Below are 17,619 nucleotides of genomic sequence, written 5' to 3' on the forward strand. Positions count from 1 at the left end.
GAACCGACATGACCAAGCCCTCGCCCATCCTGCGCCGGACCCTTCTGGGCACGGCCCTGCTGCTCGCCGCCGGACTGGCCGGACTGACGCCGTCGCCCGCCAGGGCGGAGGCGACGGAGGTCCACTTCGCGCGCAACCTCGGCCTCGGCTACCTGCCGCTCTACGTCATGCAGGACAAGGGACTGGTGGAGAAGCAGGCGCGCGCCGCCGGGCTGGGCGAGGTGAAGGCCAGCTATACCCCGCTCGGCAACCCGACGACGATCACCGAGGCCATTCTGTCCGGCAACGCCGATTTCGGCGCGGCCGGCGTGCCGGCCTTCATCATCGCCTGGGACAAGACCCGCGGGAATGCGAACCTGCGCGGGCTGGCGGCGCTGAACGCCCAGCCCGCCTACCTCAACACCAACCGGCCCGAGGTGCAGGGACTGAAGGACTTCACCGCGAAGGACCGCATCGTCGTGCCGTCGGTCCGGGCCTCCTACCAGGCCATCGTGCTGCAGATCGCGTCGGAACAGGCCTTCGGCCCCGGGCAGCATGCCCGGCTTGACGCGCAGACCGTCTCGCTGGCCCACCCCGACGGCACCGCCGCCCTGCTGTCCGGCAGGACGGAGATCACCGCCCACTTCACCAGTCCGCCCTATCAGGACCAGCAGTTGCGCGACCCCAGGATCCACAAGGTGCTGAGCAGCTACGACGTGCTGGGCGGGCCGGCGTCCTTCAGCGCGCTGTGGACCTCCGCGGCTTTCCACGACGCGAACCCCAAGCTGGTCAAGGCGGTGCTGGCCGCACTGGAGGAATCGGTGGCGCTGATCAAGGCCGACCCGCAGGAGGCGGCGCGCGCCTACATCCGGGTCGAGAATTCCAGGCTCGGCGTGGAGGAAGTGGCGGCGATGATCGCGCATCCCGAGGTCTCCTACGACCTCGCGCCGCGCGGCATCGGCATCTTCACCGACTTCATGGCGCGGATCGGGTCGATCCGCAACCGGCCGGCCGACTGGCGCGACCTGTTCTTCGCCGACATCCACGACCGCGCCGGAAGCTGAGAACCCGCCATGCCCCACTCCCACTTCGCCATCCATCCGGTTTCCCCGACGCTCGGCGCCGAGATCAGCGGGATCGACCTGTCGCAGCCGCTGGACCCCGCCGCCGCCGCAGGGCTGGCCGGGGCGCTGGACCGGCATCTTGTGCTGGTCTTTCGCGGCCAGACCCTGTCGGATGCCGACCTCGTCCGGGTATCGGGCCATTTCGGCCCGCTCGACAAGGCCCCGGTCACCGAGCATGGCAGGCTGCACGCGCCCGGCTTCGAGGAGGTCTACGTCATCTCCAACGTCACCGAGAACGGCCGGCCGATCGGCGCCCTGGGTGCCGGGGAGTCGGTGTGGCACGCCGACATGACCTATCTGGAAACCCCACCCTACGCCAGCAGCCTCTATGCGCTGGAGGTGCCGGCGGAAGGCGGCGACACCGGCTTCCTCAGCATGTTCGCGGCCTATGACGCCTTGCCGGCGGCGCTGAAGCGGCGGGCCGAGGGGCTGTCAATCAAGCATGACAGCACCACCAACAGCGGCGGCTACCTGCGCCAGGGCTTCGCCCCGCCGGCCGACCTCGCCACCTCGCCCGGCACCGTGCATCCGCTGGTCATCACCCATCCCGCGACCGGGGCCAAGGCGCTGCTGCTCGGCCGCCGGCCCCATGCCTACATCCCCGGCCTGGCCGTCGCGGACAGCGAGGCGCTGCTGGACGAGATCTGGGCGGCGGCGATCCGGCCGGAGCTTGCCTGGCATCACCGCTGGAGGGTCGGCGACCTTGTCATGTGGGACAACCGCTGGACCATGCACCGGCGCGACCCCTTCCCCGACGACCAGCGCCGCCGCATGCACCGCACCCAGATCGCCGTTCCCGCCGACGCCTGGAACCGTTCCGCCGCCTAAGCAGGATTTGCGAGCCCACCCACAGGAGGGCGGGCTCGCAAATCCTGCAAAACCCGCTTGGGAGGACTGCCATGCCCACGTCCCCGACATCCCGTTTCGCACGCCTCCACCGCCGCCACACCCTTGCGCTGGGGCTCGGCGCCCTGGCCGCCGGGCTTTTGCCGCCCCTGCCGGCCAGGGCCGCCATCCCGGCGGGCACTGTGCTGAGGGTCGGTGACCAGAAGGGCGGCTCGCAGTCGGTGGTGGAGGCGGCCGGCATCCTGGCCGACCTGCCCTACCGCATCGAGTGGAGCCAGTTCCCGGCCGCGGCACCGCTGCTGGAGGCGCTCAACGCCGGGGCGATCGACACCGGCTATGCCGGCGATGCGCCGACCACCTTCGCGCTGGCCGCCGGAACCTCGGCCAGGATCATCGCCGCCGTCCGCTCCAACCCGCACAGCACGACGATCCTGGTGCCGGGTGCCTCCGCCATCCGGGAGGTCGCCGACCTGAAGGGGAAGACGATCGGCACCGGGCGCGGCTCGATCGGCCATTATCTGGTGCTGGCGGCGCTGAAGGCGAACGGGTTGACGCCGGGCGACGTCCGGATCGCCTTCCTGCTGCCGTCCGACGCCAAGTCGGCGCTGGCCGCGGGCTCGATCGACGCATGGTCGACCTGGGGCATCTATGTGTCGCAGGCGCTGCTGGTCGACGGCGCCCGCGCGGTCGCCACCGGCAACGGCCTGATGAGCGGGCTCTCCTACCAGAGCGCCACCCTCGACGCCATCGCCGGCAAGCGCGACGCCCTGGCCGATTTCGTCCACCGCACCGCCGCCGCCCGGCTGTGGGCGCTGCGGAACAGCGACGGCTATGCCGACATCTGGGCGAAGGCGGTCGGCGTCGACCCAGCCATCGCCCGCCACACCTTCGGCGTCGAGCAGGCGCGGCCGGTGGCCATCGACGGTTCGGTCATCGCCGACCAGCAGGCGACATCGGATCTCTGGCGGGAGTTCGGCATCATCCCGGCGCGCCTGGACGCCGGGGCGATCTTCGACCCCGGCTTCAACAGCGCGCTGCCGGCCTGACGGCGCCGGCCCGATCCGCCGGACGCGGAGGCGGCGATGCTGCCCACCAACCTCGACATCGACGTGCTGCGGGCGCTGGTGATCGCCATGGAGCATGGCGGCTTCGCCCGTGCCGCCGAGCGGCTCGGCCGCACCCAGTCGGCGATCAGCCTGCAGATGAAGAAGCTGGAGGAGCAGGTCGGCCAGCCGCTATTCCGCAAGGCCGGCCGCACCGTGGCGCTGACCGATGCCGGCGACCTGCTGCTGGGCTATGCCCACCGCATCGTCGCGCTGAACGACGAGGCCCTGGCCGCCGCGCGCGGCCGGGCGATGGACGGCGCGGTCCGGGTCGGCTTTCCGCAGGATCTGGCCGAACGCTGGCTTCCGGCCGTGCTCGGCTCCTTCCACCGCGCCCACCCGCGCATCCATGTCGAGGCGCAGGTCGGCCGGGGCCGCGAGTTGCGGGAAAAGGTCGCCCAAGGCGCGCTGGACCTTGCCCTGGCCTTCGGCGAGATCGGCGGCGCTACCGCCGGCACCGGCGCGGCGACGCTCGCCCATCTGCCGGTGGCCTGGGTGGCGCCGGTGGACTTCCGCGCCGATCCCGACACCCCCCTGCCGCTCGCCCTGCTCGACGCGCCCTGCATGTTCCGCCAGCACGGCATCGACCGCCTCGACCGCGACGGCCGCCCCTGGCGGATCACCTTCACCAGCCCCAGCCTGTCCGGCCTGTGGGCGGCGGTCGAAGCCGGGCTCGGCGTAACCCTGCGCACGCCGCTGGGGCTGCCCGACACGCTGGCGACCCTTGGCCCCGACTGCGGCCTGCCGATGCTGGGATCGGTGCCGCTGGAACTCCACCGCGCCCCGTCGGCGGCGAACCCGGCGGTCGACCGCCTCGACGACCTTCTGACCGCTGCCCTGCACACGCTGCTGCCCGGCATGCCCCCGAAAAAATAACAAATATTTTTCGTTACTTAAGTTTTACTCAACGGTCAGATTTGTGTTTTTTGCTTTTCCCTACTTTAATAATAGGGATAACGTTCTCCCCACGACACCGATGCCGGGCCGTCCCGGTCCGGCTCGGGACAGCACCAAGTCGGGAGACGCATGATGGCCGCCACCGCCGCGACGGCACGGGGACACCGTTTCGGGTCGACCGCCCATTTCCCGGGCCTGCGCCGCTACGTCGTGCCGCTGGGGCTGCTGGCGCTGTGGCAGGCCAGCGTCGGGCTCGGCTGGATTTCCACCCGCTCCATCCCGTCGCCCGGCCAGATCCTGGCCACCTTCTGGGAGCTCGCCGCCAGCGGCGAACTGGCGATGCACCTGCTGGTGTCGCTGGGCCGGGTCAGCGCCGGACTCGCCATCGGGGTGTCGGTCGGCACGCTCTGCGCGCTGACCGCCGGCCTGTCACGCCGGGGCGAGGATGCGCTCGACCCGCTGCTGCAGATGCTGCGCACGCTACCCCATCTGGCCCTGGTGCCGCTGTTCATCCTGTGGTTCGGCATCGGCGAGACGCCCAAGGTCGCCCTGGTGGCGCTCGGCACCGCCTTCCCGATCTACCTGAACCTGTTCGCCGGCATCCGCACCGTCGACGCCAAGGTGGTGGAGGCGGTCTCCACCCTCGGCCTGACCCGGTGGGAGCTGATCGCCCACGTCATCCTGCCCGGCGCGCTGCCGGCCTTCCTGACCGGCCTGCGCTACGCGCTCGGCGTCGCGTGGCTCAGCCTGGTGGTGGGGGAGCAGATCAATGCGTCCAGCGGCATCGGCTATCTGGCGATGACGGCGCGGGAGTTCCTGCGCACCGACGTCATCATCGTCGCCCTGATCGTCTACGCGGTGCTCGGCCTCGCCGCCGACCAGATCGTCCGCCTCATCGAACGCGCCGCGCTCGGCTGGCGTCCCGTTTTCGTCAAGGAGTGAGCCCATCATGAGCCACACCCCCCTGCGATCCCCCGCCCGCCGCCCGCAGCAGGATCCGATCGTCCGCGTGCGAGGTCTGGTGCGGAGCTTCGGCCACGGCAACGTGCTGGACAACCTGTCGCTCGACCTTCAGCCCGGCTCCTTCACCGCGCTGCTCGGACGGTCGGGCTGCGGCAAGTCGACCCTGCTGCGGACCCTGGCGAAGCTGGACCCGGCGCCCGACGGGACGGTGGAACTGCCGGACCGGCGCGCCGTCGTCTTCCAGGAACCGCGGCTGGTGCCGTGGAAGCGGGTGCTGCGCAACGTCACGCTGGGCCTGCGCCATGCCGACGCCGACGCCCGCGGCCTCGCCGCGCTGGACGAGGTCGGGCTGCTGCACCGCGCCAACGCTTGGCCGCTGACCCTGTCGGGCGGCGAAGCGCAGCGCGCCGCCCTGGCCCGCGCCCTGGTGCGGGATCCACGCCTGCTGCTGCTGGACGAACCCTTCGCCGCGCTCGACGCGCTGACCCGGCTGCGCATGCAGGGGCTGGTGGAAACGCTGTGGAGCGCCCATGCACCGGCGGTGCTGCTGGTGACCCACGACGTCGACGAGGCGCTGCTGCTGGCCGACCGCGCCCTGGTGATGGCCAGCGGCACCATCGCCGCCGACATCCCGATCCCGCTGGACCGCCCGCGCCGTCACGGCGATCCCGGCTTCATCGCCCTGCGCAGCCGCCTGCTGGCCGAACTCGGCGTCGACGAGGAGCATCTCGCCGGACGGGAGCCGCAGCGCGCCGCCACCGGCGCCAAGCCGGGCGGCTACGGCCTGCCCGCCAGCGCCGTCGCCGCCCCCAGCCGCTGAGCCTGCGGCCTCCCAGGATGGACCCGTCCCCCATGCCCGACGCCATCGACACCTCCATCGCCGGGCCGGCTGCCGGCCTCGCCCGGCGCCGCCTGCTGAGCGGTGCCGCCGGGGCCTGCGGCGCCCTGCTGCTCGGCGGGCTGCCGGCGCCATTGCGCGCCGCCTCCGGCCCCACCGCCGACACCGTGCTCCGCATCGCCGACTACAAGGCGCAGGATGGGTTGGCGCTGGCGTCCTCCGGCCAGCCGCCCACCCCCTACCGCTCGCAGTTCGCCGAGTTCGCCTCGGGAAACCTGATCGTCGAGGCGATCAACGCCGGCTCGATCGACGTCGGGTCGAGCAGCGAGATCCCGCCGGCCTTCGGCATCGCCGCCGGCGCCCGCTTTTCCATCGTCGCGGTGGTGAAGGACGACGTGAACTGGCAGGTGGTCCTGGTGCCGCCGGGCAGTCCGGTCCGGTCGGTGGCCGAGCTGAAGGGCAAGCGCGTCGGCTATGTCCGCGCCACCACCACGCACTATTACCTCGCCAGGATGCTCGGCGAGGCCGGGCTGCGCTTCACCGACATCGAGCCGGTGAGCCTGACCCCGTCGGAAGGGCAGGCGGCCTTCGAACAGGGCGCGCTCGATGCCTGGGCGATCTACGGCTACTCGGTGCCCTTCGCCATCAGGAAGGGTGCCAGGGTCCTCGTCACCTCCCAGGGCTACCTGTCGGGCAACTACCTGTATCTCGCCTCGCCCGACGCCCTGTCCGACCCTGGGAAGGCCGCCGCCATCGGCGACTATTTCCTGCGGCTGCGCCGCGCCTTCGCCTGGCGGGCCGGCAACCTGGAGCGCTGGGCGCAGGTCCACTCCGCCGCCATCGGCGTGCCGGTGGAGACCGACCTGGAAATCCTGCGCAAGAACTCGCGCCAGCGCGACCTGGCGCCGATCACCGACGCCGACGTCGCCTCGGCCCAGGCCGTCGCCGACACCTTCCAGCAGCTCGGCGTCCTGCCCAGGCACGTCGACGTCGCCCCGGCCTTCGACCGCCGCTTCACCGACATCCTGTCGCGTCCGCTGAGCTGATCCGCCGCGGCAGTCCGCTCTCTTCCCGCTCCCTCCCGCCGCCTCCTCACGTCAATGCACAAGAAGGGACCACCGCCATGACCGCCTCCTCGCATCCGCTGCGCTTCGTCGGCTTCGTCGGCAACCACAATTCCTCGGAGATCATCCAGCGCCAGGGGCCGGTGGTCGACCGCGACTATATCGAGACCGTCGCCAAGGCCCATGAGCTGGGCGGCTTCGATTCCGTGCTGCAGGCCTTTCATGCCGACGCTCCGGACAGCCTGCAGGTCAGCCAGCACATCACCAGCGTCACCGACCGTCTGGGCGTGCTGATCGCCCACCGTCCCGGCTTCCAGGCGCCGACCATCCTGGCGCGCCAACTGGCGACCCTCGACCAGCTTAGCCGCGGCCGCGTCGCCATCAACGTCATCACCGGCGCGGAGCGCAGCGAGCTCGCCCGCGACGGCAACACCGTCGACGACAAGGACGAGCGCTATGCCCGCACCTCGGAGTTCCTCGACATCGTCCGCGCCGAATGGACCAGCGAGACCCCCTTCGATTACGACGGCAGGTTCTACCGTGTGGAGAAGGCGTTCTCGCAGGTGAAGCCCTACAGCCCGGCGGGCATCCCGGTGTGGATCGCCGGCGCCTCGCCGGCTGCCGTCGAGGTGGCAGGGCGCCACGCCGACACGTTCGCGGTGTGGGGAGAGACGCACGACCAGGTGCGCGAGCTGCTGGGCCGCGTCCGCGCCGCCGTCGCCAAGGCCGGGCGCCCGCAGCCGGCCTTCAGCCTGTCGCTGCGCCCGATCCTCGCGGACACCGAGGACGAGGCCTGGGCCAAGGCCGAGGCCATCTACGAGAAGGCGAAGATCCTGCTCGACAGGACCGGCTTCCGCCGCGGCGACCTGCCGAACAACGAGGGCGCGCGCCGCCTTCTCGCCATCGCCGACAAGGGGCACCGCCACGACAAGCGGCTGTGGACGGCCATCGCCGGCCTGACCGGCGCCAAGGGCAACTCGACCTCGCTGGTCGGCACGCCAGACCAGGTGGCGGACGCGCTGCTGGATTATTACGACCTGGGGGTGACCACCTTCCTGATCCGCGGCTTCGACCCGCTGCCGGACGCCATCGCCTACGGCCGCGACCTGCTGCCGCGCGTCCGCCGGCTGGTGGCCGAGCGCCAGCGCGCCCAGGCCGTCGCGGCCGAGTGACCGCGCGGTGTGGGCGGACGCACGGCCGGCCGTGATCCTGAACCAGCTCGGCCCGGCCGTGCGCCGGCTGCCGCCCCCACCCTCACGGAGCCTTCTTCCACGGAGCCCTCTCGCGATGACCCTTGCCCAACCTTTCGCCGACCCCGTCGTCCAGCCGCGGCCCCGCAAATTCTGGCCGCCGGCCGATCCCGTCAGCCACGACAGCGTCGAGGCGGAGCGGTTGCACCGCAAGCAGCGGCTCGCCGCCACCTTCCGCCTGTTCGGCCGCTACGGCTTCGACCAGGGGCTGGCCGGCCATGTCACCGCCCGCGACCCGGAGCATCCCGACCGCTTCTGGATCAATCCGCTGGGCCAGCATTTCCGCAGCATCCGGGTGTCGGACCTGCATCTGGTCGACGGCGACGGCACCATCCTTGAAGGCGACCGCGCCATCAACCAGGCCGGCTTCACCATCCATTCCGCCATCCACCGCGCCCGCCCCGACGTGGTGGCGGCCGCCCACACCCATTCCACCTACGGCAAGGCGTGGTCGACGCTCGGCCGTCCGCTCGACCCGCTCAGCCAGGACGCCGCCGCCTTCCACGAGGACCAGGTGATCTTCGATCCCTATTCCGGCGTCGTGCTGACCGAGGGGGAAGGCAGGCGGCTGGTCGAGGCGCTGGGCGACCGCAAGCTGGCGATCCTGAAGAACCACGGCCTGCTGACCGTCGGCCCGACCGTCGAGGCCGCCGTCTGGTGGTACATCACCGCCGACAACGCCGCCCACACGCAGTTGCTGGCCGAGGCCGCCGGCACGCCGCAGCCGATCGACGACGCGACCGCCCGGCTGACCCGCTCGCAGGTCGGCACCCACCAGGGCGGCGCCTACAACTTCCACCCGCTGTGGGAATGGATCGTGGCCGCCGAGCCCGACCTGCTCGATTGACCCCTTCCCTCCCTGCCCCGTCGACGAGAGCCGCCGCACCATGACCGACCGCCCAGCCCAGCCCCTCACCCGCCGCGGCCTGATTGCCGCCGGCGCCGTCTCGCTCGCCGCGCCCTTCGTCCTGCGCCGCCGGGCGGTGGCGGCGGAACCGCTGCGCCTGTCCTGGAACGCCGGTGCGGTCTGTTTTTCCGCCGTGCCGCTGGCCTTCCAGCTCGACCTGTTCAAGAAGCACGGCCTGGAGGTGGAGCTGGTCAACTTCACCGGCTCCACCGACCAGCTTCTGGAAGCCATTGCCACCGGCAAGGCGGATGCCGGGGTCGGCATGGCGCTGCGTTGGCTGAAGCCGCTGGAACAGGGCTTCGACGTGAAGATCTCGGCCGGGCTGCACGGTGGCTGCATGCGGTTGATCGGGTCGAAGGCCGCAGGCGTGACGACCATGCTCGACCTGCCGGGCAAGACCATCGGCGTCAGCGACATGGCCAGCCCGTCGAAGAATTTCTTTTCCATCGTGCTGACCAAGTTCGGCATCGACCCGACCAGGGACGTCGAGTGGCGCCAGTACCCGGCCGACCTGCTGGGGCTGGCGGTGGAGAAGGGCGAGATCCAGGCGCTTGCCGACGGCGACCCGCTGGTCTGGCGCCACACCCGGGATCCGCAGCTTGTGGAGATCACCAACAATGTCTGCGGCGAGTTCGCCACCCGCACCTGCTGCCTCGTCGGTGTGCGCGGCAGCCTGCTGCGCGACAACCGTCCGGCGGCCGCCGCCCTGACCGCGGCGCTGGTCGAGGCCCAGCACGCCGGCTACGCCGATCCGCGCGCCGCCGCCGCCGCCTATGCCCCCTTCGCCCCGAAGTTCCCGGTGGAGGAGCTGGAGGCGATGCTGCGCAGCCATGCCCACAACGTCACCCCGGTCGGCGACGAGCTGCGCCGGCAACTGGCGCTCTATACCGACGAGTTGAAGAGCGTGTCGGTCATCAAGCGCTCGACCGACAGCGGGCGCTTCGCCGGCCGCATCACCGTCGACCTCGCCTGAACCGGTTCCCCCGATCCCTTCCACCGCAGCGGATCCGCCCGTCATGCCATTCGCAGATTCCACTCTTCCCGCCATCGCTTTCGCCGGCGCCGCCGCCGCCCCGGCGGTGGACGAGGCGCTGATCGCCGGATTGGCGGCGGACTTCGCGTTGCGCGCGGCCGAGCACGACGCCGCGGCCAGCTTCCCCTTCGAGAACTTCGAGCGGCTGCAGGCGGCGGGACTGCTTGCGCTCGTCGATCCGCGTGCCGCCGGCGGCAAGGGAGGCGGGCTGGGCGACGCCCTTGCCGTGGTCGGCGGGATCGCGCGGGGCGAGCCGTCGACGGCCCTGGTGCTGGTCCTGCAGTATGTGATCCACAACCAGCTCCAGCGCAGCCCGGCCTGGCCCGAGCGGCTGCGCGACCGCATCGCCGCAAGCGCCGCCTCCGACGGCGCGCTGATCAACCTGCTGCGGGTGGAGCCGGAACTCGGCACGCCTCACCGCGGCGGCCTGCCGGCCACCGTGGCGCGCAAGGTGCCGGGCGGCTGGCGGCTTTCCGGGACCAAGATCTACTCCACCGGCATCCCGGCGCTCGCCTGGCTCGGGGTCTGGGCGCGCAGCGAGGGCGACGAGCCGCTGGTCGGGACCTGGGTGGTCCCGCGCGGTGCCGGCTTGGCGGAACAGGGGATCGAGGTGCGCGAGACCTGGAACCACATCGGCATGCGGGCCAGCGGCAGCCATGAGGTGGTGTTCCACGACGTCTTCGTTCCCGACGGCCATGTGGGCGAGCTGCGCCCGCCCGCCGGCTGGGCGGCGCCCGACGCGGTCGGCACAGCCTGGATGTCCACCCTGTTCAGCGGCGTCTATGACGGCATCGCCCGCGCCGCGCGCGACTGGCTGGTCGGCTTCCTGCACGCCCGCAAGCCGACGGCGCTGGGGGCGGCGCTGGCGACCGTCCCGCGCCTGCAGGAGGCGCTTGGCGGCATCGAGGCGCTGCTGTTGACCAACCGCGTGCTGCTGCGCTCGCTGGCGGCGGCGGTCGACGGCCAGTCGCCGCCGCCGCCCAGCGAGAGCCTGCTGGTGAAGTACACCGTGACCAGCAACGCCATCGAGGCGGTGGCCCGGGCGCTGGAGGTGACCGGGAACCCCGGCCTCTCGCGCGACAACCCGCTGGAGCGCCACCACCGCGACGTCCTGTGCGCCCGCGTGCATGCCCCGCAGAACGACATGATCCTGACCGGTGCCGGCCGCGCCGCGCTGGCCCGCCGGACGGCGGACGGCGCCGGGTGAGGGCGGGCCTTCGCCACCGACGCCGACGCCGACGCCGACGCACAGGGGGGGACCTGTGGCGACCGTGTTGTGCAATGGACGGCGTTGGTGTGGATCAGGCCGCCCCCCGGATACCTACCCGGCTTTCACCGCACCTTCGGCAGCGGCGCGGCATAGCCGCCGGCCTTGCTGGTCCGCAGCCCCAGGGTCACCAGCCCCTCGATCAGCTTGACCGCGGCGGTGACGCCGTCGACCACAGGAACGCCGGTTTCCTCCGCCAGCATGCGGGCGAGGTCGGCCATGCCGGCACAGCCCAGCACGATGCTTTCCGCCCCATCCTCCTCCACCGCACGGCGGATGCCGGCGCGCACACGGTCGACGGCACCCGATGCCGGGTCCTCCAGCGCCAGCACCGGAACGCCGGCGGCGCGGATGGTGCAGCGTCCGGCCATGCCGTAGCGCCGGGCGAGCTGGTCGAGCGCCGGCACCGAACGGGCCAGCGTGGTGACCACCGAGAAGCGGCCTCCCAGCAGGCTCGCCGTCTGCATCGCCGCCTCGCAGATGCCGACGACCGGGCCGGTGGCGAGGCTCCGCGCCGCGTCCAGCCCGACGTCGTCGAAACAGGCGATCACCGTGCCCTGGACGCCGATTTCGCGTTCATGCCGCTCGATCGCCGACAGCAGGCCCGGAACGGCCAGCGCCTCGTCGTAATAGCCTTCGATGCTCTCCGGACCGCCCGGCGGGTTGACCGCGAGGATCTCGGTGCCGGGGGCGGCGACTCCCTTCGCCGCCGCGCCGATCCGCGCGGTCATGGAGGCGGTGCTGTTGGGGTTGACGACCAGGATTCGCATGATGGCGGGATACCTCAGTCCTTGGCGCCGCGGCGCCGGCGGTGGCTGCGCAGGGCGACCAGGCCCAGCAGGAACAGGCCGATCACGGTGAAGGAGAAGACCGTCGTCAGCGATCCCAGCGCATAGAGCACCGGCGTGGTGACGTTGGTGGTCATCCCGTAGATCTCAAGCGGCAGCGTGTTGAAGGAGCCGGCGGTCATCAGCGTCCGCGCGAACTCGTCGTAGGACAGCGTGAAGCCGAACAAACCGACGCCGACCAGGCTGGGCAGCAGGATCGGCAGCACGACATGGCGCACCGTCTGCCATGGCGTGGCGCCCAGGTCGCGCGCCGCCTCCTCGTAGGCCGGGTTGAAGCGGTTGAAGATGGCGAAGACGATCAGCAGGCCGAAGGGCAGCGTCCAGGTCAGGTGCGCGCCCAGCGCCGAGCTGTACCACGCGGGCTCAAGGCCGAGGATGTTGAACATCAGGCCGATGCCCAGGCTGACCAGGATCGACGGCACGATCAGGCTGGCGACCGCCAGGTAGAACAGGGCGCCGCTGCCGCGGAAGCGGCGGCGGAAGGCGAAGCCGGCCAGCAGCGACACCACCACCGTCAGCACCATCACCGCCAGCCCCAGCGCGATCGACCGGCGGAAGGACCCGCCGAAGTCGCCCACGGCCTGCTGTTCGAACAGGTTGCGGAACCAGTGCAGCGAGACGCCGTTCATCGGGAAGGTCAGGCCGCCGTCCGGGCCTTGGAAGGACAGGATCAGGATGGTGGCGGTCGGGCCGTAGAGGAACAGCACGAACAGGGCGAAGAAGGCGGCCAGCAGGTAGAAGGACAGGCCCCGGCGGGTCTCGCGCATGGCTCACAGCTCCTTGCGGATGTCGACGACGCGCAGCATCGCCGCGACCATGATCAGCACCACCGCCAGCAGGACGGTCGCGTTGGCGGCGGCCGCCGGGTATTGCAGGAGCGAGATCTCGTTGGCGATCATCAGCCCGATGGAGGCGCTCTGGCCGCCGCTCATCAGCCGCACCGTGATGAAGTCGCCCATCACCAGCGTGACGACGAAGATCGAGCCGATGGCGATGCCGGGCTTGGTCAGCGGCAGGATGACGTTCCACAGGATCTGGGCGCCGCTCGCCCCGCCGTCGCGCGCGGCCTCCACCAGCGACCGGTCGATGCGCATCATCGAATTGAAGATCGGCACCACCATGAACAGCGTGTAGAGGTGCACGAAGGCCAGCACGACGGCGAAGTCGGAGAACAGCAGGAACTCCAGCGGATGCTCGATGATCCCGGCGGAGATCAGCCCCGAATTCAGCAGGCCGTTGCGTCCGAGGAACGGGATCCAGGAGATCATCCGGATGATGTTGGAGGTCCAGAACGGAATGGTGCACAGCAGGAACAGCACCATCTGCCAGGTTGTCGAGCGGATGTGGAAGGCCAGGAAATAGGCGACGGTGAAGCCGATCCCCAGCGTCGCCGCCCAGGCCAGCGCCGCGTATTTCAAGGTGTTCAGGTAGGTCTTCCAGGTGACCGGCGAGGTCAGCAGCTCGACGTAGTTGGTCAGCACGAAGTCCGGGTAGATGCGCACGCTGTCATAGTCCCAGAAGCTGACCGCGACGATGGTCAGGATCGGGACCAGCAGGAACAGCAGCAGCGTAACGGTCAGCGGCGCCGCCTGGAGATAGGGAGCCACCCGCGGCAGCAGGCGGGAACGCTTCGCCCTGCGGGCGACGGCCGGAGCGGGCGATCGGGACGTTTCGGCGGTCACGGTCATCGGCAGGGCTCCCTGCGGTTGGTGGAGGCCGGTGCGGGCGCCCCCTCCCGTCTTACGGGCTCCCCCGCCCGCGCTTTCGGCGGCGGAGGGATCGGGAGGGGGTATCGGGCGACGACGTCAGGCCGCGATGAACTCGTTCCATTTGCGGACCATGTAGCGGTCCTCGTCCATCACCGCGTTCCAGCAGGCGACCCGCCCCATGCGCTCGGCGAAGGAGCCCCCGTCGCGCACGGCCCCGGCCTTTTCCATCACCTTGCCCTCGGGGCTGAGGATGTCGGCCTTGGCGGGCTTGCCCTCCATCCAGAAGCCCCACTCGTCCTCGGACATGTTCTGCTTGGCGGTTTCCGGCACCGCCGAATAGTAGCCCTGGCGGTTCAGGTAGGCGCCGACCCAGCCCGACAGGTACCAGTTGATGTATTCGTAGGCGACGTCCAGCTCCAGCCCGCTCAGGTGCTTGGCGATGCCGAGGCCGCCGCCCCAGGCGCGGTATCCCTCCTTCAGCGGCTGGTAGACGCAGGCGATGCCCTTGGCGCGGACGGCGGCGACGGCCGGCGACCACATGGACTGGATCACCACCTCGCCCGACGACATCAGGTTGACGCTCTCGTCGAAGCTCTTCCAGAAGGCGCGGAACTGGCCCGACTTCTTGGCCTCCGTCATGATCCGGAGGGTCTTGTCGATCTCCTCCTTGGTCATGTTGCCCTTGTCGCCGTACTTCACCTCGCCCATCGCCTCGCAGACCATGGCGGCGTCCATGATGCCGATGGACGGGATGTTCAGCAGCGACGCCTTGCCCTTGAAGGCCGGGTCCAGCAGGTCCTTCCAGCTCGCGACCGGCCGCCCGACCAGATCGGGGCGGATGCCCAGGGTGTCGGCGTTGTAGATGGTCGGGATCAGCGTCATCCACTGGGTCGGCGCCTTGGCGAACTTGGTGCTGTCCTTGCCCTCGACGAAGCCGACGGTGTGCGGGGCGGTACCCTGGGCGATGGCGCCGTCCGGCGTCAGCCGGCCGGTGACGAAGATCGGGACGATCTTGTCGAAGTTCTTGATCTTCGACACGTCCATCGGCTGCATGACGCCTGCCGGAAAGACCTTCTTGCCGATCCAGTATTCGATGTCGGCGATGTCGTAGGATTTGGGCTGCGTGACGGCGCGCTGGGTCACCGCATCGGAGTCGAGCGCCGTCATCTGCAGCGTGAATCCCAGGTCCTCCTTCACCTTGTCGGCGACCGCGTTCAGGTTCGACACGCCGGTGCCGAACTGGCGCAGCGTGACGTTCTTGATGTTCTGCGCCCAGATGGTCGGGAAGCCGGTGATGGCGCCGGAACCGGCGGCGGCGCCGGCCACCGCGGCGGTGCCCTTCAGCAGGGTGCGGCGGCTGATGCCGCCGATGGTCTTTGAACCGGAACGGGTGTCGGTCATCGGTGAGCCTCCAGTCTGTTCGTCGTTGTTTTTCGAGTTTCTTGGAAAGACATCCTGAACGCGGCGGTTCACGACGCCAGCGGATGGACGTCGGTGCGGTTCCAGCCGGCGCGCACGCGGTCGCCGATCGCCACCGGCGCATCGAAATAGCCGGCCTCGTCGAGCACGACGGCGAACTCCTCGGCTCCGGCGACGTCGAGGCCGAGATGGACGGTCGCACCGTGATACTCCAGCGAGCGCACGGTGCCCTCGACCTGGATGTCGGCGGGATGGGCACCGCCCAGCCGGATGCGGTCGGCGCGCACGGCGCAGCGCCCGGCATCGCCGATCACCCCCGCGTCGATGACGTTGTGGCCGCCGATGAAGCGGGCGACGAAGGCGGTGCGCGGCCGGTTGAACAGCTCGCGCGGCGGTCCGGCCTGTTCGATGCGTCCCTGGTTCATCACCACCGCCAGGTCGGCCAGGGCCATCGCCTCGGTCTGGCTGTGGGTGACGTGGATGAAGGTGATGCCGATGTCCCGGTGCAGCCGCTTCAACTCCTCGCGCATGCGCACGCGCAGGAAGGGGTCGAGCGCCGACAGCGGTTCGTCCAGCAGCAGCACGCCCGGCCGCGTGATCAGCGCGCGCGCCAGCGCGACGCGCTGCTGCTGCCCGCCGGAAAGCTGCGCCGGCAGGCGGCCGGCGTAGCGGCCCATGTCGACGAGGTCGAGCATCTCCGCCGCCCGCCGTCGCCGCTCCTCCTTCCCAACGCCCTTCATCTTCAGGCTGAAGGCGACGTTGTCGACGCAGTCGAGGTGCGGGAACAGCGCGTAGCTCTGGAACATCATCGCCGTGCCGCGCCTGGCCGGCGGCTCGCCGTTCACCACGCTGTCGCCGATCAGCAGGTCGCCGTCGCTGATGTCCTCATGCCCGGCGATCATGCGCAGCGTGGAGGTCTTGCCGCAGCCGCTGGGACCCAGCAGGCAGCAGTAGGATCCGGCGGCGATGCGCAGGTCGATGCCGTCCACCGCCACCGTCGATCCGTAGGTCTTGCGCAGCTTCACCAGTTCGACGGTCGATCCCGCGGTCATGGACGCCTCCGGAATTGTGCACAATGTGGCGACTGCTTGTGATCCGACGGAGCTTCTGCATGACCCGTGCCAGTAGCACGGTGGCGGTTTCCTGCCGCTTCGCCGCTTCGCCCACCGGCAATTGACGGAAAAACCGGCGCAATGGCGCCGCTTTGGGCAGGAAGCCGTCAAGGTGCCGACCGGCCTCGGCGAAGCGATTTCAATTCCCCGCCTGGCCTGCTTTGTGCACAATCCGCATGTCCGAATTCGTCGTTCCCACCCCTCTGCCCCAAGACATGACCACCGCCCCGACCAGCAAGCCGTCCCGCCGCCCCGCACACGGTCGCAGCAGCGCCGAAGCGCGGATCGTCCGCAGCATCGGCGAGGCCATCGCCGACCGCAGACTGCCGCCCGGCACCAAATTGACGGAGGAGAGCCTGGCCGAAGCCTTCGGCGTCAGCCGGGAACGGGTGCGCAAGGTTCTGCTTCTGCTGGCGCAGCGGCGGGTGGTGACGCTGGTGCCGAACCGCGGCGCCTTCGTTGCCAAACCGACGCCGAAGGAGGCGCGGGAAGTGTTCGAGGCACGCCGCGTCATCGAGCGTGCCATCATGGAGCGCCTGCAGTCTTTTCCGCTTCCACTGCCGCCGGAGATGCTGGACCGGCTGCGCGAGCATGGAGCGCTGGAGGACGAGGCGGAGCGCGCCGCCGACCGCAAGGCGATGATCCGCCTGTCCGGCCAGTTCCATCTTCTGCTGGCGGACTTCGCCGGCAATGCAACGCTGGCAGCGATCCTTGCCGACCTGATCGACCGCTCCGGCCTCGCCATCGCCGCATTCGAACGGCGCAGCGCCCATACCTGTTCCGCCGAGGACCACCGACGCCTGATCGCCGTCCTGGCCGGCACCGCGCCGGGCGAGGCGGCGGCGCTGATGACCCGGCATCTGGACAGCGTCGAGGCCCAGCTCGACCTCGACCCCAAGGCGGATTTGCCCATCGACGTGAGGGCGGTGTTCGCCGGGGAACCGGCCTGACCGCACTGTCGGCCCTGGTGGCGGACCGCTTCCCGACATGCCACGGGGCGCGGGCGGGTGCCCGGTGCCCCGTCCCGCGCCCCGTGGATTCAGCAGGCCATGCTCAGTTGCGGCTGCCCTCCGGCCGGGTATTGCCCTTGCCGTAGCCGGCCTCTCGGGCTTCCTTGCCCTTGGCCTTGTTGTCGGCAGTCTCCGCGCCGGCCTCGCGGGCGTGGGTGGCATGCGCGCCGGTGCCGGCCGACTGCTGGTCACCCTGGTTCGCCGGCTTGATGCCGTCGGGATTCCTGTTCTTCTTGCCGTCGCTCATGGA

At 70.5% G+C, this 17,619-nt stretch carries 18 protein-coding genes; 12 read left to right on the forward strand and 6 right to left on the reverse strand.

Translation table 11 applies throughout. The features are described from left to right. The first annotated feature begins 8 nt into the window (after positions 1 to 8). From J2850_RS17235 to J2850_RS17285, 11 genes are all read left to right on the forward strand, one after another. The gene (locus J2850_RS17235) at positions 9 to 1,043 is read left to right on the forward strand and encodes an ABC transporter substrate-binding protein (RefSeq protein ID WP_246513153.1); all 1,035 of its coding nucleotides are present in this window, start codon (positions 9 to 11) and stop codon (positions 1,041 to 1,043) included. 9 nt (positions 1,044 to 1,052) lie between these two features. Further along, entirely contained in the window at positions 1,053 to 1,931 is an 879-nt protein-coding gene (locus J2850_RS17240; protein WP_209983831.1) for a TauD/TfdA dioxygenase family protein, read from the forward strand. A gap of 71 nt (positions 1,932 to 2,002) precedes the next feature. Then, entirely contained in the window at positions 2,003 to 2,995 is a 993-nt protein-coding gene (locus J2850_RS17245) for an ABC transporter substrate-binding protein (RefSeq protein WP_209983834.1), read from the forward strand. Between the two features lie 36 nt (positions 2,996 to 3,031). Next, on the forward strand, positions 3,032 to 3,928 hold the full coding sequence (locus J2850_RS17250) for a LysR substrate-binding domain-containing protein (protein WP_209983836.1): 897 nt from the start codon (positions 3,032 to 3,034) through the stop codon (positions 3,926 to 3,928). 150 nt (positions 3,929 to 4,078) lie between these two features. Continuing rightward, complete coding sequence (locus J2850_RS17255; protein WP_417281584.1) at positions 4,079 to 4,891, forward strand: ABC transporter permease subunit; 813 nt, start codon at positions 4,079 to 4,081, stop codon at positions 4,889 to 4,891. 7 nt (positions 4,892 to 4,898) lie between these two features. Further along, positions 4,899 to 5,732: an ABC transporter ATP-binding protein gene (locus tag J2850_RS17260; protein WP_209983837.1), complete on the forward strand. Its 834-nt coding sequence runs from the start codon at positions 4,899 to 4,901 to the stop codon at positions 5,730 to 5,732. Between the two features lie 32 nt (positions 5,733 to 5,764). Continuing rightward, positions 5,765 to 6,796 carry an ABC transporter substrate-binding protein gene (locus tag J2850_RS17265; RefSeq protein WP_209983839.1) on the forward strand — a complete coding sequence of 344 codons (1,032 nt, stop codon included), beginning with the start codon at positions 5,765 to 5,767 and terminating at the stop codon, positions 6,794 to 6,796. 77 nt (positions 6,797 to 6,873) lie between these two features. Next, a complete protein-coding gene (locus tag J2850_RS17270) occupies positions 6,874 to 7,986 on the forward strand; it encodes an LLM class flavin-dependent oxidoreductase (RefSeq protein ID WP_209983842.1) in 1,113 nt (370 codons plus the stop codon). A gap of 115 nt (positions 7,987 to 8,101) precedes the next feature. Then, positions 8,102 to 8,911 carry a class II aldolase/adducin family protein gene (locus J2850_RS17275; protein ID WP_209983844.1) on the forward strand — a complete coding sequence of 270 codons (810 nt, stop codon included), beginning with the start codon at positions 8,102 to 8,104 and terminating at the stop codon, positions 8,909 to 8,911. A gap of 40 nt (positions 8,912 to 8,951) precedes the next feature. After that, positions 8,952 to 9,944, forward strand: a complete 993-nt coding sequence (locus tag J2850_RS17280; protein ID WP_209983846.1) for an ABC transporter substrate-binding protein — start codon at positions 8,952 to 8,954, stop codon at positions 9,942 to 9,944. A 43-nt stretch (positions 9,945 to 9,987) separates the two neighbouring features. Continuing rightward, positions 9,988 to 11,211: an acyl-CoA dehydrogenase family protein gene (locus tag J2850_RS17285; RefSeq protein WP_209983847.1), complete on the forward strand. Its 1,224-nt coding sequence runs from the start codon at positions 9,988 to 9,990 to the stop codon at positions 11,209 to 11,211. A gap of 125 nt (positions 11,212 to 11,336) precedes the next feature. Here J2850_RS17285 and J2850_RS17290 read toward each other — a convergent pair whose 3' ends face one another. From J2850_RS17290 to J2850_RS17310, 5 genes are all read right to left on the reverse strand, one after another. Then, positions 11,337 to 12,041, reverse strand: coding sequence for an aspartate/glutamate racemase family protein (locus J2850_RS17290; protein ID WP_209983849.1), 705 nt, complete (start codon positions 12,039 to 12,041; stop codon positions 11,337 to 11,339). A 14-nt stretch (positions 12,042 to 12,055) separates the two neighbouring features. Beyond that, positions 12,056 to 12,886: an ABC transporter permease gene (locus J2850_RS17295; RefSeq protein ID WP_209983852.1), complete on the reverse strand. Its 831-nt coding sequence runs from the start codon at positions 12,884 to 12,886 to the stop codon at positions 12,056 to 12,058. A gap of 3 nt (positions 12,887 to 12,889) precedes the next feature. Then, complete coding sequence (locus tag J2850_RS17300) at positions 12,890 to 13,807, reverse strand: ABC transporter permease (RefSeq protein ID WP_209983854.1); 918 nt, start codon at positions 13,805 to 13,807, stop codon at positions 12,890 to 12,892. A 117-nt stretch (positions 13,808 to 13,924) separates the two neighbouring features. Then, the gene (locus tag J2850_RS17305) at positions 13,925 to 15,229 is read right to left on the reverse strand and encodes an ABC transporter substrate-binding protein (RefSeq protein ID WP_209983855.1); all 1,305 of its coding nucleotides are present in this window, start codon (positions 15,227 to 15,229) and stop codon (positions 13,925 to 13,927) included. Between the two features lie 68 nt (positions 15,230 to 15,297). After that, entirely contained in the window at positions 15,298 to 16,299 is a 1,002-nt protein-coding gene (locus tag J2850_RS17310; protein WP_209983857.1) for an ABC transporter ATP-binding protein, read from the reverse strand. Positions 16,300 to 16,535: 236 nt separating this feature from the next. Here J2850_RS17310 and J2850_RS17315 point away from each other — a divergent pair, with 236 nt between their 5' ends. Next, positions 16,536 to 17,309 (forward strand): GntR family transcriptional regulator, encoded by a 774-nt coding sequence (locus tag J2850_RS17315; protein ID WP_246513154.1) that lies wholly within the window; start codon positions 16,536 to 16,538, stop codon positions 17,307 to 17,309. A 103-nt stretch (positions 17,310 to 17,412) separates the two neighbouring features. Here the strand turns inward: J2850_RS17315 and J2850_RS17320 are convergent, their stop codons facing one another. Then, positions 17,413 to 17,616 carry a hypothetical protein gene (locus tag J2850_RS17320; RefSeq protein ID WP_209983859.1) on the reverse strand — a complete coding sequence of 68 codons (204 nt, stop codon included), beginning with the start codon at positions 17,614 to 17,616 and terminating at the stop codon, positions 17,413 to 17,415. Positions 17,617 to 17,619 lie beyond the last annotated feature (3 nt).

The organism is Azospirillum picis (genome assembly GCF_017876115.1).
GTDB classification, from domain to species: Bacteria; Pseudomonadota; Alphaproteobacteria; order Azospirillales; family Azospirillaceae; genus Azospirillum; species Azospirillum picis.

Bases quoted from the DNA above. Each gene is read 5' to 3' on its own strand.
- J2850_RS17295 (WP_209983852.1), bottom strand. From the start codon at position 12,886: ATGCGCGAGACCCGCCGGGGCCTGTCCTTCTACCTGCTGGCCGCCTTC.
- J2850_RS17305 (WP_209983855.1), bottom strand. From the start codon at position 15,229: ATGACCGACACCCGTTCCGGTTCAAAGACCATCGGCGGCATCAGCCGC.
- J2850_RS17310 (WP_209983857.1), bottom strand. From the start codon at position 16,299: ATGACCGCGGGATCGACCGTCGAACTGGTGAAGCTGCGCAAGACCTAC.
- J2850_RS17260 (WP_209983837.1), top strand. From the start codon at position 4,899: ATGAGCCACACCCCCCTGCGATCCCCCGCCCGCCGCCCGCAGCAGGAT.
- J2850_RS17240 (WP_209983831.1), top strand. From the start codon at position 1,053: ATGCCCCACTCCCACTTCGCCATCCATCCGGTTTCCCCGACGCTCGGC.
- J2850_RS17255 (WP_417281584.1), top strand. From the start codon at position 4,079: ATGATGGCCGCCACCGCCGCGACGGCACGGGGACACCGTTTCGGGTCG.
- J2850_RS17280 (WP_209983846.1), top strand. From the start codon at position 8,952: ATGACCGACCGCCCAGCCCAGCCCCTCACCCGCCGCGGCCTGATTGCC.
- J2850_RS17245 (WP_209983834.1), top strand. From the start codon at position 2,003: ATGCCCACGTCCCCGACATCCCGTTTCGCACGCCTCCACCGCCGCCAC.
- J2850_RS17315 (WP_246513154.1), top strand. From the start codon at position 16,536: ATGTCCGAATTCGTCGTTCCCACCCCTCTGCCCCAAGACATGACCACC.
- J2850_RS17290 (WP_209983849.1), bottom strand. From the start codon at position 12,041: ATGCGAATCCTGGTCGTCAACCCCAACAGCACCGCCTCCATGACCGCG.
- J2850_RS17270 (WP_209983842.1), top strand. From the start codon at position 6,874: ATGACCGCCTCCTCGCATCCGCTGCGCTTCGTCGGCTTCGTCGGCAAC.
- J2850_RS17235 (WP_246513153.1), top strand. From the start codon at position 9: ATGACCAAGCCCTCGCCCATCCTGCGCCGGACCCTTCTGGGCACGGCC.
- J2850_RS17275 (WP_209983844.1), top strand. From the start codon at position 8,102: ATGACCCTTGCCCAACCTTTCGCCGACCCCGTCGTCCAGCCGCGGCCC.
- J2850_RS17285 (WP_209983847.1), top strand. From the start codon at position 9,988: ATGCCATTCGCAGATTCCACTCTTCCCGCCATCGCTTTCGCCGGCGCC.
- J2850_RS17250 (WP_209983836.1), top strand. From the start codon at position 3,032: ATGCTGCCCACCAACCTCGACATCGACGTGCTGCGGGCGCTGGTGATC.
- J2850_RS17300 (WP_209983854.1), bottom strand. From the start codon at position 13,807: ATGACCGTGACCGCCGAAACGTCCCGATCGCCCGCTCCGGCCGTCGCC.
- J2850_RS17320 (WP_209983859.1), bottom strand. From the start codon at position 17,616: ATGAGCGACGGCAAGAAGAACAGGAATCCCGACGGCATCAAGCCGGCG.
- J2850_RS17265 (WP_209983839.1), top strand. From the start codon at position 5,765: ATGCCCGACGCCATCGACACCTCCATCGCCGGGCCGGCTGCCGGCCTC.